Here is a 15,308-nt window from a genome sequence, read left to right on the forward strand (position 1 = left end):
AATCCTCCATCCTTAATTCACAATTCGGCGCTCCGTCCTTCGCTGCTGCATTCGCATTCCATCATTCCGTACCGCTCATACCCCTCCGGGCCCCCGGGTTCCGTCGGTATGCGCGCATTCCGGAAGTATCGCGCACCCATCAGGACGCCTTTCCGTGCACCGCGCGTCACGGAAAGGACGGTCCGCCGTGCCCGCAGACCGAACAGCGCCACCGAACGAGGGGAATCAAGCCCGTGGGTGAAATGCCCGCCGTCACATCCGCCGCGCCCGAAGAACCATCGACCGCAGCTCCGGCCCTCCAGCTCCCCGTCAGGGACTCCGGAGGCGCATCGCAGGCCCCGGTCACGCACTCCTGGACCGACAACGCGTTCCTGCCGCTGAGCGAGTTCCTCGGGGCCAGGGGGTTCGAGGCCGCAGACCTGTTCGGCGCGGCGTTCACCGTGCTGCTGCACCGCTACAGCGGCCAGGACGACCTCGTCCTGGCCCGAGCCGACGGACCGGACGCCGACCGGGTCCATCCCGTCGCCGTCCGCTCCCGGATCGGGGACGACGTCGCCTTCGTGACCCTGACCGCCGCGCTCTCCGCCCGCTACCGCGCCGCCGTCGGGAACCCGGAGCACGCCGACGTGCCCGCCGACCTCGGCACCGGACTGCGCGTGGGCTTCGTCAGCCGCGACACCTCGGCCCCGGCCGGGCAGGCGGGCCCGCGCCCCGACGGCTTCGACCTCCTCCTGGAGGTCGAGCACGGCCCCGGCACCATCCGCTTCGCCCTGACCTACGACGGCGGCCTGTTCACCGAGGCGTTCGTCTCCCGCATGGCCGCCAACTACCGGACCCTCCTCCTCGACGCCTGCCGCCGCCCCACGGCCCCGGTCGGCGAGCTGGCCGTGGTCTCGGAGGCGGAGGCGCGCCACCTGCTGACGGACCTCAACGACACCGGCCGCGCGTACTCCCGCGACACCACGCTCCACGAACACGTCGAGGCCCAGGTCACCCGCACCCCGCAGGCCCCGGCCGTGGAGTGGCGGGGCACCACCCTGACCTACCGTGAGCTCGACGAGCAGGCCAACCGGATCGCCCGCGCCCTGCTGGCCCACGGCGTCACCCCGGGCTCGCGCGTCGGCGTCTCCGTCGCCCGCACCCACCGCACGGTGTGCCTCCTCCTCGCCGTCCACAAGGCGGGCTGCGCCTACGTCCCCCTGGACCCGGCCTACCCCGCCGACCGGCTCAGCGGCATCGCCGCGACCGCCGACATGGCCGCCGTCGTCTTCGACGACGCACCCGCGAACGGACCGGGACCCGCGAACGGACCCGCACCCGCGAACGGACCAGCGTCCGCGGCCTGGCTCGACGCCGTGCCCGCGACCGCCCTGCCCTGGTCCGAACTGTGGGAGAAGGCCGGCGCCGAGCGCCCCGACCCACCGGACGTCGACGTCGACCCGGCCGACACCACCCACCTGATCTACACCTCGGGTTCGACCGGCCTGCCCAAGGGCGTCGTCATCAGCCACCGCAACGTGACCGCGCTGCTCGCCTGGGTACGCGACACCTACCGGCCCGCGGACCTGGCCCGGGTGCTCTTCGCGACCTCCCTCAACTTCGACCTCTCGGTGTTCGAACTGTGGGCCCCGCTCACCACCGGCGGCTGTGTCGTCGTCGTCGACAACGTCCTCGCCCTCACCGAGTCCGACACCCTGCGCCCGAGCCTGGTCAACACCGTGCCCAGTGCTCTGAACGTACTGCTCCAGCGGTCGGCCGTACCCGACGGCACCACGGTCCTCAACGTGGCCGGCGAACCCCTCGCGAAGGAACTCGTCAACGCCGCCTTCGCGAGCACGGGCGTCGAACGGCTCTACAACCTCTACGGGCCGTCAGAGGACACCACGTACTCGACCTGGAAGTGTTTCACCGGCCCCGTCACCGAGAGCCCGACGATCGGCACACCCGTCCACAACACCACGGCCCACCTGCTCGACGCGCGCGGACAACTGGTGCCCCGCGGTGTCGTCGGCGAACTCCACCTCGGCGGGGACGGCCTCGCGGGCGGCTACATCAACGACCCGGAGCGCACCGCCGCCGTGTTCGTCCCCGCCCCGCCGCACCTGCCGGCCGGCACCCTCTACCGCACCGGTGACCTGGCCCGCTGGACCGAGGACGGCGAACTGCGGTTCATGGGCCGCAAGGACAACCAGGTCAAGGTCCGCGGGTTCCGCATCGAACTCGGCGAGATCGAGTCCGTGCTCCGCGAGGTCGTGGGCCTGAGCGACGTCGCCGCCCTCGCCGTCCGCACCGACGACGACACCCGGCTGGTCTGCTACGTCGGCCTCGAAGGCGCGGACGTCCCCGTCGCCGCGATGGCCGACCACCTGCGCCGCAAACTCCCGCACTACATGCAGCCCGCCAGGATCCTGACCGAGGAACGGCTCCCGCAACTGCCCAACGGCAAGGTGGACCGCAAGGCCCTCGCCGCCCGTGACGTCGACTGGAGCGCCTCCGTCGGCGGCGAGCGCGCCTTCACCACCGACGACCCCGACGAGGCGGCCGTCGCCGCCGTCTGGACCGACCTGCTCGGCGTCGCCCACCTCGGAGCCGACCGCGACTTCTTCTCCGTCGGCGGACACTCGCTGCTGGCCAACCTGCTCGCCGCGCGGCTGGGCGACGCCGCCGGCCGCACCGTGGGCGTCGCCGAGATCTACGAGCACCGCACCCTGACGGCACAAGCCCGGCTGCTGCGCCGCAAACGCGCGCAGGCCCCCGCCGCCACGGCGGAGGCGGGCTCCGACGCCCGGCTCGCCGCGGTGGCCGAGACCCTCCACGCATCCGGGCGCGGCCACGGCGTCCCCGGAGCCGCCGCCGCCGTGTACGTCGACGGTACGCTCCGCTCCACCTACCACGGCGTCGACGACATCGAGACCGGCGCCCCCCGCGGCGAGGCCTCCCGCCAGCGCGTCACCTGCATCACCAAGCCGATGCTGGCCTTCACCGCGCTCCGGCTCGTCGACCGGGGCCTGATCGGTCTCGACGAGCCCCTCACCACCCTGCTGCCGCAGGCGTTCCGGCGCAGCGGCGGCCGCACCGTCGAGGTGACGCTGCGCCAGCTCCTGTCGCACACCAGCGGCATCGACGACTCCTTCGAGGTCTGGCACGACACCGACCTCCCGGATCTCGACCGCTACCTCGACACCTTCTCCGGGTACGGACAGCTCTTCGAGCCGGGCGAGGTCTTCGCGTACTCCGCCTGCGGCACCTCCATCGTCGCCGCGCTCATCGAGAAACTCCTCGGCGTCCCCTGGCGCCGCGCCGTCAACGAGCTGATGCTGGCCCCCCTCGGCATCAAGGAGATCCCCGAGACCCTCACCGAAGGCGGTCACTACGAGGACACCGTCTCGGCCGGCTACCTGTGGAGCGAGACCGCACAGCGCTACGTACGCCACGACCCGCCGCCCCAGACCATCGCCGACGACGCGGCCGGTTCCTTCTCCGTCTGCCTCACCCTCGACGAACTCGCCAGGATCGCCCTCCTCGCCCTCGACGACGGCGTCGCCCCCAGCGGGGAACGGCTGCTGTCCGCCGGCCTCGCCGAAGAGATGCGCACCCCGCAGATCGACGTCCCCGGACACCACTTCATGCACGCCTGGGGCCTGGGCTGGCTGATGTTCGGGCCGACCGCCTTCGGGTTCAACTCCAACGGCAGCGGCCACCACAACTTCATCCAGATCTTCCCCGAGCAGCGCACCTTCCTGATCCTGCTGGCCAACGCCTACCCCGCCTTCGGCCTGTACGAGGACCTCCTGCGCGCCCTGACCGGCGAAGGCCTCATCCGCACCGGCCGTCCCTTCGAGATGGACCTCGACGCCTGCGCCGGCCTGTACGACTCCGACGGCTACCGCCTGAACGTCCTGCGGGGCCGCGAACACCTCGGCTACGAGTACTCCGAACGCGACCGCGACGGGCAGTGGCAGCGCCTCGACGAGGGCGACCTCGTCCTCTCCGGCGCCGGCGGCTTCAGCTCCATGTCGAAGAACAACGTCCTGGCCGGCTCCATCTCCTTCATCCCCGCACCCGGAACCAGCCGTCCCGCCTTCGTGCGGATCGGCCAGCGGTTCGCCAGGAAGGTCCGATGACAACGCCCCGCGAAACCCGCAGACACGTCCTCTTCGTCACCTGGAAGACCGGCAACGCACCCGCGTTCGAAGCGGCCAAACGGCTCGGACACGAGGTCACCCTCATCCGCTCGCTGCGCATGGAGAAGACCCAGAACATCGACTTCGACGCCTCGCCCTACGGAGAGTTCGTCGACTCCGTGCACGTCCTCGACGACGCCACCGAGTACGAGGCCCTGCGCGCCTGCGTCCTCGACGTCCACCGCCGCAGGCCCGTCGACGGGTTCGTCGCCACCGTCGACGCCCTCGTCGTACCGGTCGCGGAGATAGCCGAGGAGATCGGCGTCCCCTTCACCTCCGCCCGCGGCGCCCGTGCGGCCAAACTGAAGCACCGCTGCCGGGAGGTCCTCGCCGCCGCCGGAATCGACACCACCCGGCACACCGTCGTCACCGGCTTCGAGGAGGCCGCGGCCTTCGCCGAGGACACCGGATACCCCGTCGTCGTCAAACCCGCCCGCGGCTCCGCCAGCGAGGGCGCCCACGTCGTACCCGACGAGGCGGCCCTGCGCGAAGCCGTGGCCCGGGCCACGGCGGACGACACCACCTACGAGGCGGGCATCCTCGTGGAGGAGTACCTGACCGGCCGCTTCGTCTCCGCCGAGATCGGACTCTCCCACGGCCGCTTCCTGCGGCTGGCCGTCAGCGAACGCTCGACCTGGGACCGCCACGAAGCCCTGGAGACCGGCACCACCATCCCCGCCGCCATCGGCGCCGAGGAGCACGCGGCCGTCATGGACTTCGCCGAGGACGTCGTCGGCGCCCTCGACCTGCGCCTCGGAATCTTCCACGTGGAGATCATGCTGGGCGCCGACGGCCGCCCCCGGCTCATCGAACTCAACCCGCGCATCATGGGCTCCTGCCTGCCCAACCTCTACCGGCTCGCCGGCGGCGGAGACATCTTCGACCTGCTGGTCCGCGTCCACCTGGACGAAGAGGTCGAGCCCCGCACCCCCACCTTCGACCGGTACGCGACCGTCCGCTGGTTCGGCGCCGCGGACCCCGCCCCCCGACCCGACCGCGTGCCCGCCCTCGACTGGGCCGCCACGGAGTACGGCGACGCCCTGCACGCGCTGACGGTCCGCTTCCCGGACGGCGACGTGCTGCCCGCATGCCGGGGCAACCTCGGCAACTTCGGCGAGGTGCAGGTCGTCCACGCCGACCACACGACATCGATCGGGATCGCGGAGCAGATCGTCGGACGGACGGCGGAACTGCTCGGCATCGAGGTGACGGGATGACCATGACGACACCCACGACGGCCCCTGCCACGGCCCCCCATGCCGCATCCGGACACTTCTTCGCCGAGACCCGCGCCCAGCTCGCCCGCCTCGGACTGCCGGACGCCGACCCCTCCGTCACCGAGGGCTCGGGGAAGACCTTCGACGACGGCTGCCACTTCCGCATCGAGGTGCCCACCGTCAACTCCGTACAGGCGGCGGAGACCCTCCTGTCCCAGAGCCGCCGCCGGGGCTTCACCATCAACCGCATCACCGAGACCCGCGGCATGTACCGGCACACCGCCCGGGAGATCGGCGCGTACGTCGCCCTCGGCAGGGAGTACGGCGCCGAGATCCTGATGTCGGTCGGCCCCCGCGCCAGCTACGACACCGGCGGCAGCGTCCAGACCCCCGAGGGCGTCCGGATCGGCTACCGGCTGCGCGGCCAGGAACAGATGGTGCGGGCCGTCGAGGACGTCAAACGCGGTCTCGAACTCGGCGTACGCGGCTTCGTCGTCTACGACGAGGGCCTGCTGTGGGTGCTGAACCGGCTCCGCACCGCCGGAGAACTCCCCGAGGACATCCACCTCAAGGTCTCCGCCCACTGCGGCCACGGCAACGCGGCCTCCGCCCAGATGCTGGAGATGCTCGGCGCCGACAGCTTCAACCCCGTCCGCGACCTCACCCTGTCCATGATCGCGGCGCTGCGCCAGGCGGTGTCCATCCCGCTCGACTGCCACGTCGACAACCCCCGGATGTCCGGCGGATTCGTCCGCACCTACGAGGCCCCCGAGTTCGTCCGCGTCGCCGCCCCCATCTACCTCAAGACGGGCAACAGCGCCCTGGAGGGGCACGGCGTCAGCCCCAGCCTCAACCAGCTCGACGACATCCTCCGCCAGGTCGAGATCGTCACCGAGTTCCTCGCCCGCCACCACCCCGAGGCCCGGCAGAGCCCGTCCGGCCACCACCTGACGCCCGTCGGCCCCTGAGCCCCGCCCCTCAGCCCCGCCCCCCCCGCACACAGACAGAGGTCACCACCATGTGCCGCATCTACGGCCACTTCGGAGCGGAGCCCGTCGACCGCGACGTCCTGCACGCCGTCGCACGGGCGATGCACCACGGCGGTCCCGACGACCAGACCGTCCACACCGCCGCCACCTGGGCACTGGGCAACAACCGGCTCGCCGTCCAGGGCATCGACCACGGCCGCCAGCCCTTCGTCCTGGGCGACATGACGTGCGTGTTCAACGGAGAGATCTACAACCACCGCGCACTGCGCGCCGAACTCGCCGCGGCCGGCCACGCCTTCGAGGGCGACTGCGACGGCGACGTCCTGCTGCCCCTGTACGAACGCTACGGGGACGCCTTCGTCTCCCGCCTGGAGGGCATGTTCGCGATCGCCGTCGTCGACCGGCGCACCGAGCCCTGCCTGAAGCTCTTCAACGACCACGCGGGCATGAAGTCGCTCTACTACCACCTCTCCGCCGACGGCCGCCGGCTCTGCTTCGCCTCGGAACTCCAGGCCCTCTCCCGCTTCCCCGACTTCCCCGACACCCTCGACCCCCTCGCGATCGACCGCTACCTCGGCGGCAGGGCCGTATGGGGCCCCGACACCGTCTACGCCAAGGTCCGCACCATGGCCCCCGGCACGACACTGCGCTTCGCCGACGGACGCCTCACCGTCACCCGGACCCCGCTCCCGCCCGCCGAACCGCACTGGCCGGACGGGAGGCCCGGACTCGACGCGGCCGCCGACCTCCTCGACGGGACGCTGCGCCACGAACTCACCCGGATGCTAGACGCCGACGTCCCCGTCTGCGTCATCACCAGCGGGGGCCTCGACTCCAGCTACACCTCGGCGATCGCCGCCCGCATCGTCCCCGGCCTGGCCTCCTTCAACGTCGCCTACCGCGGCGACTGGCCCGCCGACGAACGGCACTTCGCCGCGGAGGCCGCCCGCCACAGCGGCACCCGCCACCACCAGGTCCTGCTCGACCCCGCGGACTTCCCCTCCCTCGTCGACCGCTTCGTCCGCCACCTGGACCAGCCGAACAACGCCCCGCACAGCCTCAGCACCTTCGCCCTGTTCGAAGCCATCCACCAGGCCGGGTTCAAGGTCGCCCTCACCGGCGACGGCGCCGACGAACTCTTCGGCGGCTACGCCCGCTTCGTCAAGGCCGCGCGCGACGACTCCGCCACCTGGCACCGCGGCTACCAGGACACCATGGCCGCCATCGGCACCAGCACCCTGGAGCGGCTCTACACCCCCGCCCACCGGGCCCACCTCGCGGCGAACGGCGGCTTCTTCGGCGACCGCACCGGCGACGAACTCGACCGCCGGGTCCGCTCCGGGAAGCTGGACAAGCTGGAGACACTGCTGCGATACGACCAGTCCGAACGCTTCCCGTACTACATCCTGCGCCGCGTCGACCACCTGAGCATGGCCCACTCGGTGGAAGCCCGGATCCCGTTCCTCCAGCCCTCCGTGATGCGCCTCGCCCACGCCCTGCCCGCCGCGCTCAAGGTCGTCGGCGACACCGTCAAGGCGCCGGTCTCCGAAGCCGCCCGCCGATGGGTCCCCCGGAGCGTCATCGACCGCCCCAAGCAGCCCTTCACCCTGCCCATCGCGGCGATGATCAGGCCCGGCGAAGCGCTGCACGAGCTGATCGGCGACACCCTCCTCGCACCCGGCGCCCGCTACCGCGACCACGTCCGCCAGGACGTCGTCCGCGACCTGTTCCGCATGCAGTCCGAGAACCCGGGCGCGCACACCGCGGAAGTCCTCTGGTCCCTGTTGATGCTCGAAACCTGGCTCTCAGCCAGGAACCTCACCCCGTAGGAGACAGACATGTCACGGTCCACCCAGCCCATCCACTCGCTGCTGGCCGGCGTCACCAAGGACGACATCCGCCGCGACCCGTTCCCGCACATCGTGATCACCGACGCGCTGCCCCGGCCCCTGTACGACGCGCTGGCCGCCTCGATGCCCGACGTCGAGTACATCGGCACGCGGATCGGCAAGGAGATCACGTCGAACGAACGCTACAACTACATGTCGGAGCACATCCTCCAGGACGAGGCGACGGCCCAGGTGTGGAAGGACTTCGTCACCTACCACGCGTCGCCGGAGTTCTACTCCCAGTTCCTCGACCTGTTCGAGGACGACCTGCTCGCCAACCTGCCCGACGCCGAGAAGCAGTGCGGCCCCCTGCGCGACCTGCGCGTCGGCCGCCGCAATCGGGACGGCTTCGACACCCACGACATCCTCATGGACTGCACCGCCGTCATCAATTCGGCCGTGACCGGCCGGCCCTCCGCCTACCGCGGCCCCCACGTGGACAAGCCGTACAAGCTCTTCGGCGGACTCTTCTACATGCGCCTCGCCGAGGACGACGCCATCGGCGGCGACCTCGTCCTCTACAAGTACCGTGAGGGCGCCCACAAGTTCACCACCAGCGCCTCCGAGTACGGCGACAACCGGTTCGACATCGATCCGCAGTACGTCGAGGAGGTCGCGACCGTCCCGTACCGGAGCAACACGCTCGTGATGTACCCCATCAACCCGCTGGCCCTGCACGGTGTGTCGGTGCGCAGCCTCACCCCGCACCAGCGGCGCTTCGTCGCCCTCGTCGGTGATCTCCAGAACCCGCTCTTCGACCTTGCGCTCTGAGGTGCCCCCCTTGCTTCCCTTCGACCAGCGAACCGGTCACATCTGGCTCGACGGCCGCCTCGTGGACTGGGCCGACGCCAAGCTCCACGTCCTCACCCACGGCCTGCACTACGCCAGCAGCGTCTTCGAAGGCGTCCGCGTCTACGGCGGCGCACCCTTCATGCTCCGCGAGCACCTCGCGCGGCTGCGGACCTCGGCACGCATCCTCGACTTCGACCTCGAACACGACGAGGAGACCCTCCACCGAGCCACCCTCGACGTCGTCGCCAAGGCCGGCATCACCGAGGGCTACGTACGCGTCAACGCCTGGCGCGGCTCCGAGGTCATCCAGACCGCCGCGCTCAAAACCTCCGTGCACACCTCCGTGGCCGCGTGGGAGATCCCGGCGGGCTACTACGCGGCGGCCGACGCCCTGCGTACGGGCATCTCCCTCGTCACCGCCGAGTACCGCAGGCCGTCCCCGCTCTACGCCCCGGTCAAGAGCAAGGCCGCCGGCAACTACATGATCGGCACGGTCAGCAAGAACCACGCCCTGCGGGCCGGTTTCGACGACGCGCTGCTCCTCGACGACCAGGACAACATCGTCGAGGCCACCGGCGCCCACGTCTTCTTCACCCGGGGCGGTACCCTCCACACCCCGACCACGCGGTGCACCATCGACGGCATCACCCGGGCCTGCGTCCTGGCGATCGCCGACCACGAGGGCATCCCGTACGAGATCGGCGACCTGGGCCGCGGCTTCCCCGCCGAGGCCGACGGAGCCTTCATCTGCGGCACCGCCTGCGAGATCCTCCCGGTCGCCCGCATCGACGACCACCACTACGACCTGACCGGAAACGACGTGATCGGACGGCTCATCACCGGCTACCACGACCTGATCGCAGGCCGCAGCCCGGTGGAAGTGCCGCACACATGGGGGCGGTAACCGCCCTGGAGAAGCTGCTGCCGGTGGTCCTGGCCTTCGGCTGCGGCGTCCTCCTCGCACGACGCAAGATCGTACCGGCGGAAAGCTCCAAGGTCTTCGCCGACTACGCCTTCCTCTTCGCGGTGCCCTGCTACCTGTTCGGCAACATCTACGCGAGCGACCTGGCCGCCCTCTTCGACTGGCGGGCGATCGGCGGCTACGCGGCCACCGCCGCCTGCGCGGTGGCCGTCGTGGGCACCGCGGCCCGGCTGTCCGGCGTACTGGACCCCCGGGGCGTCGCCCTGCGCATCATGGCGGGCGTACAGGTGAACACCGCGTACTTCGCCGTCCCGGTGTTCATCATGCTCTTCGGGAACGCCGCACCGATCTTTCCCGTGCTGCTGTTCCAGGTCTGCGTGCTGTCCCTCGTCGTCATCTCGATCATGGAGCTGGGCCGGCCCGAGCGCACCGGCGGGCCCGGCGCGCGCCTGGCCCGGGCCGTCGGAGCCTCGCTCGTGACGCCCGTCGTCCTCGCGTGCAACGCCGGGATCCTGCTGAACCTGCTGTCGGTGCGCCTGCCGGAGGCGGTCCTGGACAGCTTCGCGTTCGTCGGCGACAGCGCTTCCCCGGTGGCCCTGTTCGCCCTCGGCCTGCACCTGGGCGGTGCGGGCCTCAACCTGCGGGGAACCACGCTGGAGGAGATGTGGCTCGTCGCCTTCAAATGCCTGGTCTTCCCCTTCATGGCCTGGGCGGTGTGCCGCTACGTCTTCGGCGTCGACGGCGACTGGCTCGCCTACCTGGTCCTGATCGCCGCCATGCCGGCCCCGCAGAACCTCTTCATCTTCGCGCAGCGCTACGACGTCGACGTGGCCATGTCGGCGGAACTCGTCGTCAAGAGCTCCCTGGCGTCGCTCCTCGTGCTGCCCCTGTGGGTGCAGTGGACCGTCCACTTCGGCTGAGGCCGAAGCGGCCGGTCCGGCCCCTGAACCGACCTGCCCCCCTGCACCACCAACCGAGAGGTGGAACCGCACCGTGACCCAGACAGCGACCCAGACCGTGCCCCAGACAGCGACCGAGACGGCACAGGCCGCCCGGATCACCGTCCGTCAGATCGCCGGACACATAGGCGCCGAAATCTCCGGCGTGGACCTGCGGGAACACCTCGACGACGCCACCGTCGCCGAGATCCGCCGGGCCGTCCTCACCCACCGCGTCGTCTTCTTCCGCGGCCAGCACCTCGACCACGCCCGCCACGTGGCCTTCGGCCGCCGCTTCGGCGCCCTCACCCGCCGCCCCGGCAAGAAGCACGGCGTCTCGCCCGAGGGCTTCCCGGAGATCCTCACGGTGGACGCCAAGGCGGACGTGGAGCGCTACGGGAAGAACTTCGAGGAGCACTACCGGCGCAAGTGGGTCTCGCCCATCGCCGGCTGGCACAGCGACCTCACCCAGGCGGTCAACCCGCCCGACCTGTCCATCCTGCGGGCCGAGACCACCCCGCCCTTCGGCGGTGACACCCAGTGGACCAACACCGTCGCCGCCTACGAGGCCCTCTCGCCGCAGCTGCGCGACCTGGTGGACACCCTTCGGGCCGAGCACGCCTTCTTCACCGGTGTCCACCTGCGTCACTCCGACGCCCGTGACCGGGAGATCCTCGACATCTACTGCCAGGACCCTCAGGTGGCCGTCCACCCCGTGGTCCGCGTGCACCCCGAAACGGGGGAGCGGGGGCTGTTCGTCAGCCCGGGTTCCACCACCCGGATCGTCGGCTTCAGCGAGATCGAGAGCCGCCATCTGCTGGACCTGCTCTTCCAGCACATGACCAGCGCCGAGTACACCGTGCGCTTCCGCTGGGAACCGGGCAGCATCGCCTTCTGGGACAACAGGAGCACCTGCCACTTCGCCCCCACGGACTTCGGTCATCTCGACGTCGACCGCGTCATGCACCGCGTCACGGTCCTCGGCGAGCCCGCCACCGGCCCGGACGGATTCACGTCGGAGCTGATCGCGGGAGACCGGCTGGAGGCCTGGTAGAGCGCCTCGCGCCGTTCCCCTCGCGGCCCGGACGGGGAGGGCCGCGAGGGCGACGGCGAGATTCGACGCGGCGTGTGTTTCCATGTTCGGAAAGCCGCATCGGACGGGGGAGGGGCGCGCGGCATGGCGATGGGAGTTCCACCTGCTGACGCCTTCCACCACCCGGCGCTGTTCTACGGCACCGAGGACGAGTACCTCGACGGCGTCGGGACGTTCGTCCAGGACGCCCTGGAGCGGGAACGACCGGTGCTGGTCGCCGTGCCCGGACCCCGCCTCGCCCTGCTGCGGGAGCTCGTCGAGGGCAACGGCAAGGACGTCGAGTGGGTGGACATGCACCGGGCGGGACGCAACCCGGGGCGCATCCTGTCGATGCTCCACGAGTTCGCCGACCGTGCGGGGGACGCACCGGCACGGGCATCGATCGTGGGGGAGCCGATCTGGGTCGGGCGCACGCCCGCGGAAACGCGGGAGGCGACCCGCCACGAAGCGCTGATCAACCTCGCCTTCACCGGGCGCCCGGTCAGCATCCTGTGCCCCTACGACACGGCGTTGCCCGAGGAGGTGCTGGCACAGGCGCACCGCACCCACCCGGTGGTCGGCGGCCCGGGCGCGTACCGTGCCAGCTCCCGCTACACCGATCCCCACCAGGTCTGCCGCGACTGCGACACCCCCCAGCCCGAGGCGCAGGACGCCGTCGTCGTCACGTTCGACCGGCGACGTCTGGGATTCGTACGGGACGAGGCCCATCGCTGGGCGGCCGCCGCCGGCCTGTCACGGGCCCGCGGCACGGACTGGCTCCTGGCCATCAGCGAGGCGACCACCAACTCGGTGCGCCACGGAGGTGGCCGCGGAACCCTGCGCATGTGGTGCGCCGACGGCGAGCTCATAGCCGAGATCAGGGACCAGGGGCTGCTGGCTGACCCCCTCACGGGTCGCCGCCGGCCCGACCCGCGTGGGGCGACCGGCGGCCGCGGAGTGTGGATCATGCACCAGCTGTGTGATCTCGTCGAGATCAGGGCGACGGGGCAAGGGCTCGCCCTGCGTCTCCACATGCGACCGGAATGAGCCCGGGGCCCGCCCCGCGGCCGGACCGGACGTGCCCCAGCCCGCCCTCACCGGGGCCCCGCCGCCCGGCGGAGGGCCGCGAGGAGGTCCCGGTTGCTCACCCCTTTGACCAAGTACTCGCACACCCCGGCGCTCGTCATCTGCTCCACGGTGCCCTTGTCGTCGTAGGCGGAGAACACCACGATGCGGCTCGCGGGGGAGCACCGTGCGATGTCCAGGGCCACGGAGCGGCCGCCCCCGGGGAAACGGACGTCCAGCACCACGAGGTCCGGTTGATGACGGCGCGCGAGCTGACGGGCCGCCTCGCCGTCGCTCGCGGTGCCCACGACCTCCAGGTCGGGTTGTGCCCGCAGGACCTCCCGCAGGGTCTCCAGGAGCAGCACGTTGTCATCGCACAGGATCACGCTGAGCGGTCGGCGGGGCGGACCGTCCGGTGTCGCCGTGGTCACGGCGCGTCCTCCGTCGGTGCCGGTGCCGGTGTCGGTGCCGACGCCGGAACCGGAAGCGGGTTCGGCACCCAGAACTCGACGGTGGTCCCCGTTCCGGGCCGGCTGTGCATGGACCACCATCCGCCCGCCGTCTCGGCCCTCTCCCGCATCTCGATGACCCCGAAATGGTCGCGGGCACCGTCCCGGGACACCGGCGCTCCGGTTCCGTCGTCCACGACCCGCGTCAGAACGCCCCCGTCACCCGACGTGAGGCGGACGCCGACCCTGGTGGCACGTGCGTGCTTGTACACGTTCAGCAGCGCTTCCTGGACGATGCGGAAGATGGTGATAGCCGTTTCGGGCGTGGGTTCCCGCTCCAGCCGGTGTTCGAAGGAGTAGGCCAACTCCCACGGGCCCAGCACGTCGGCCAGGTGCGTGGCCAGCCCTTCGACCAGGCCGTGTCTGTCGATCCCGGGCGGATGCAGCCGGAAGGTCAGACTGCGGAGGCGTCCGATCGCTTCGCGCACCGAGGCGTCGAGACGCTCCAGCTCCGCGGAGTACGGCTCCGGCACCCGATCTGCCAGCAACTCCAGCCGCATCCCGACGGCGACCATGGCCTGGATGGAGTCGTCGTGGACGTCCCACGCGATGCGGCGCCGCTCCGTCTCCTGCGCCTGCACCAAGTGGTCGAACAACCGTCGTCGCTCGCTGAGGGCGTGCTGGGCCGCCCGCCGTTCGGACATGTCGCGGGTGACCTTGCCGAAACCCTGGAGTACGCCCTTGTCGTCCCACAGGGCCGTGATGACCACGTTCGCCCAGAACCGGGAACCGTCCTGGCGGACGCGCCAGCCCTCGTCCTCCAGCCGCCCGTCGGCCACGGCGGTCTCCAGCTCCCACCGCGGTTTGCCGGACGACTGGTCCTCGGGCGGGTAGAAGACCGAGAAGTGCCGCCCGAGGACGTCCGCGGCGGTGTACCCCTTGATCCGCTCCGCCCCCGCGTTCCAACTGACGATGTAGCCCTGGGGGTCGAGCATGAAGATGCCGTAGTCCAGCACGCCCTGAACCAGCAGGGTGAAGGCCGCCTCGGACAACGGAGCCGCCTGCTTGCGCGCCGACGTCGGCTGTCGCGGTTCCCTCGTCACGTGAGGAGCCCCTCACGTCGTGCGATCACCACGGCTTCCAGCTGGGAACGCGCTCCCAGCTTCTCCAGCACCCGCTGGACGTGGTTGCGGCCCGTGTTGAGAGCCACCCCCAGCTGATCACTGATCTCGGCGGTGGTGAGCCCTTCCTGGAGCAGACCGAGGGCTTCCCGCTCCCGTGGTGTCAGGTTCGCGCCGAGCCCCTGGGTCCTGCCCGTCAGGCGTCCCAGCACGTCGCCGAGCAGGTCCTGGCTGAACACCATCTCACCGGCGGCCACCCGACGGACGGCGTCCTCCAGTTCGCTCAGACCGCGGGCCTTCAGGATCAGACCGGCTCCCCCCGCCTCCGCGACGCGCGCAGCGGTCGATCCGCCGGCGCCTTCGCCCGTCAGGACCAGGACGCGCACGTCCGGGAGGAGGGCCAGCAGGCCGGCGATGGCGGTGACCCCGTCGCCGTCCGGCAGGCGCCGGTCCATCAGGACGACGTCCGGCTCACATCGCTGCGCGTCGGCCAGCGCCGACGCCACCGACGCCGCGCGCCCCACGATCCGCAGGTCGGGTGAGCGCTCCAGGGCGAGGCACATGGCCTCCGCCACCATGTCGTGGTCCTCGACCAACAGGATCCTGACCGGTCGACCGGGCGGCGAAGACGAAGGCATGGGTGCATCCTTGCAGGTGGCGGACCGCACGA

At 71.0% G+C, this 15,308-nt stretch carries 12 protein-coding genes; 9 read left to right on the forward strand and 3 right to left on the reverse strand.

Annotated elements, in window-relative coordinates; genetic code table 11:
- Nucleotides 1-242: 242 nt before the first annotated feature.
- From AC07B0_RS03315 to AC07B0_RS03355, 9 genes are all read left to right on the forward strand, one after another.
- Nucleotides 243-4,124, forward strand: a complete 3,882-nt coding sequence (locus AC07B0_RS03315) for a non-ribosomal peptide synthetase (RefSeq protein ID WP_478896710.1) — start codon at nt 243-245, stop codon at nt 4,122-4,124.
- A complete protein-coding gene (locus AC07B0_RS03320) occupies nt 4,121-5,401 on the forward strand; it encodes an ATP-grasp domain-containing protein (RefSeq protein WP_478864868.1) in 1,281 nt (426 codons plus the stop codon). The genes AC07B0_RS03315 and AC07B0_RS03320 overlap by 4 nt, the downstream gene beginning before the upstream one ends.
- Nucleotides 5,402-5,403: 2 nt before the next feature.
- The gene (locus tag AC07B0_RS03325) at nt 5,404-6,369 is read left to right on the forward strand and encodes a peptidase (protein ID WP_356880690.1); all 966 of its coding nucleotides are present in this window, start codon (nt 5,404-5,406) and stop codon (nt 6,367-6,369) included.
- A 50-nt stretch (nt 6,370-6,419) separates the two neighbouring features.
- Nucleotides 6,420-8,219: an asparagine synthase (glutamine-hydrolyzing) gene (asnB, locus tag AC07B0_RS03330; RefSeq protein WP_478864869.1), complete on the forward strand. Its 1,800-nt coding sequence runs from the start codon at nt 6,420-6,422 to the stop codon at nt 8,217-8,219.
- Between the two features lie 9 nt (nt 8,220-8,228).
- Nucleotides 8,229-9,050: a hypothetical protein gene (locus AC07B0_RS03335; protein ID WP_356880686.1), complete on the forward strand. Its 822-nt coding sequence runs from the start codon at nt 8,229-8,231 to the stop codon at nt 9,048-9,050.
- A 10-nt stretch (nt 9,051-9,060) separates the two neighbouring features.
- Nucleotides 9,061-9,975 carry an aminotransferase class IV gene (locus AC07B0_RS03340; protein WP_478896462.1) on the forward strand — a complete coding sequence of 305 codons (915 nt, stop codon included), beginning with the start codon at nt 9,061-9,063 and terminating at the stop codon, nt 9,973-9,975.
- Complete coding sequence (locus AC07B0_RS03345; RefSeq protein WP_356880682.1) at nt 9,963-10,913, forward strand: AEC family transporter; 951 nt, start codon at nt 9,963-9,965, stop codon at nt 10,911-10,913. The genes AC07B0_RS03340 and AC07B0_RS03345 overlap by 13 nt, the downstream gene beginning before the upstream one ends.
- A 73-nt stretch (nt 10,914-10,986) precedes the next feature.
- Nucleotides 10,987-11,985 (forward strand): TauD/TfdA dioxygenase family protein, encoded by a 999-nt coding sequence (locus AC07B0_RS03350; RefSeq protein WP_478896464.1) that lies wholly within the window; start codon nt 10,987-10,989, stop codon nt 11,983-11,985.
- A 123-nt stretch (nt 11,986-12,108) separates the two neighbouring features.
- Nucleotides 12,109-13,050, forward strand: a complete 942-nt coding sequence (locus AC07B0_RS03355; protein WP_478896466.1) for an anti-sigma factor RsbA family regulatory protein — start codon at nt 12,109-12,111, stop codon at nt 13,048-13,050.
- 47 nt (nt 13,051-13,097) lie between these two features.
- Here AC07B0_RS03355 and AC07B0_RS03360 read toward each other — a convergent pair whose 3' ends face one another.
- From AC07B0_RS03360 to AC07B0_RS03370, 3 genes are read right to left on the reverse strand one after another with little or no spacing between them, the layout of a single operon-like run.
- On the reverse strand, nt 13,098-13,499 hold the full coding sequence (locus AC07B0_RS03360) for a response regulator (protein ID WP_478896468.1): 402 nt from the start codon (nt 13,497-13,499) through the stop codon (nt 13,098-13,100).
- Nucleotides 13,496-14,620, reverse strand: a complete 1,125-nt coding sequence (locus AC07B0_RS03365) for a PAS domain-containing sensor histidine kinase (protein ID WP_478896470.1) — start codon at nt 14,618-14,620, stop codon at nt 13,496-13,498. The genes AC07B0_RS03360 and AC07B0_RS03365 overlap by 4 nt, the downstream gene beginning before the upstream one ends.
- Nucleotides 14,617-15,276 carry a response regulator transcription factor gene (locus tag AC07B0_RS03370; RefSeq protein WP_356880672.1) on the reverse strand — a complete coding sequence of 220 codons (660 nt, stop codon included), beginning with the start codon at nt 15,274-15,276 and terminating at the stop codon, nt 14,617-14,619. Before AC07B0_RS03370 ends, AC07B0_RS03365 begins: the two co-directional genes overlap by 4 nt.
- Nucleotides 15,277-15,308: the final 32 nt, after the last annotated feature.

Source organism: Streptomyces sp. NPDC044704, from assembly GCF_056433525.1.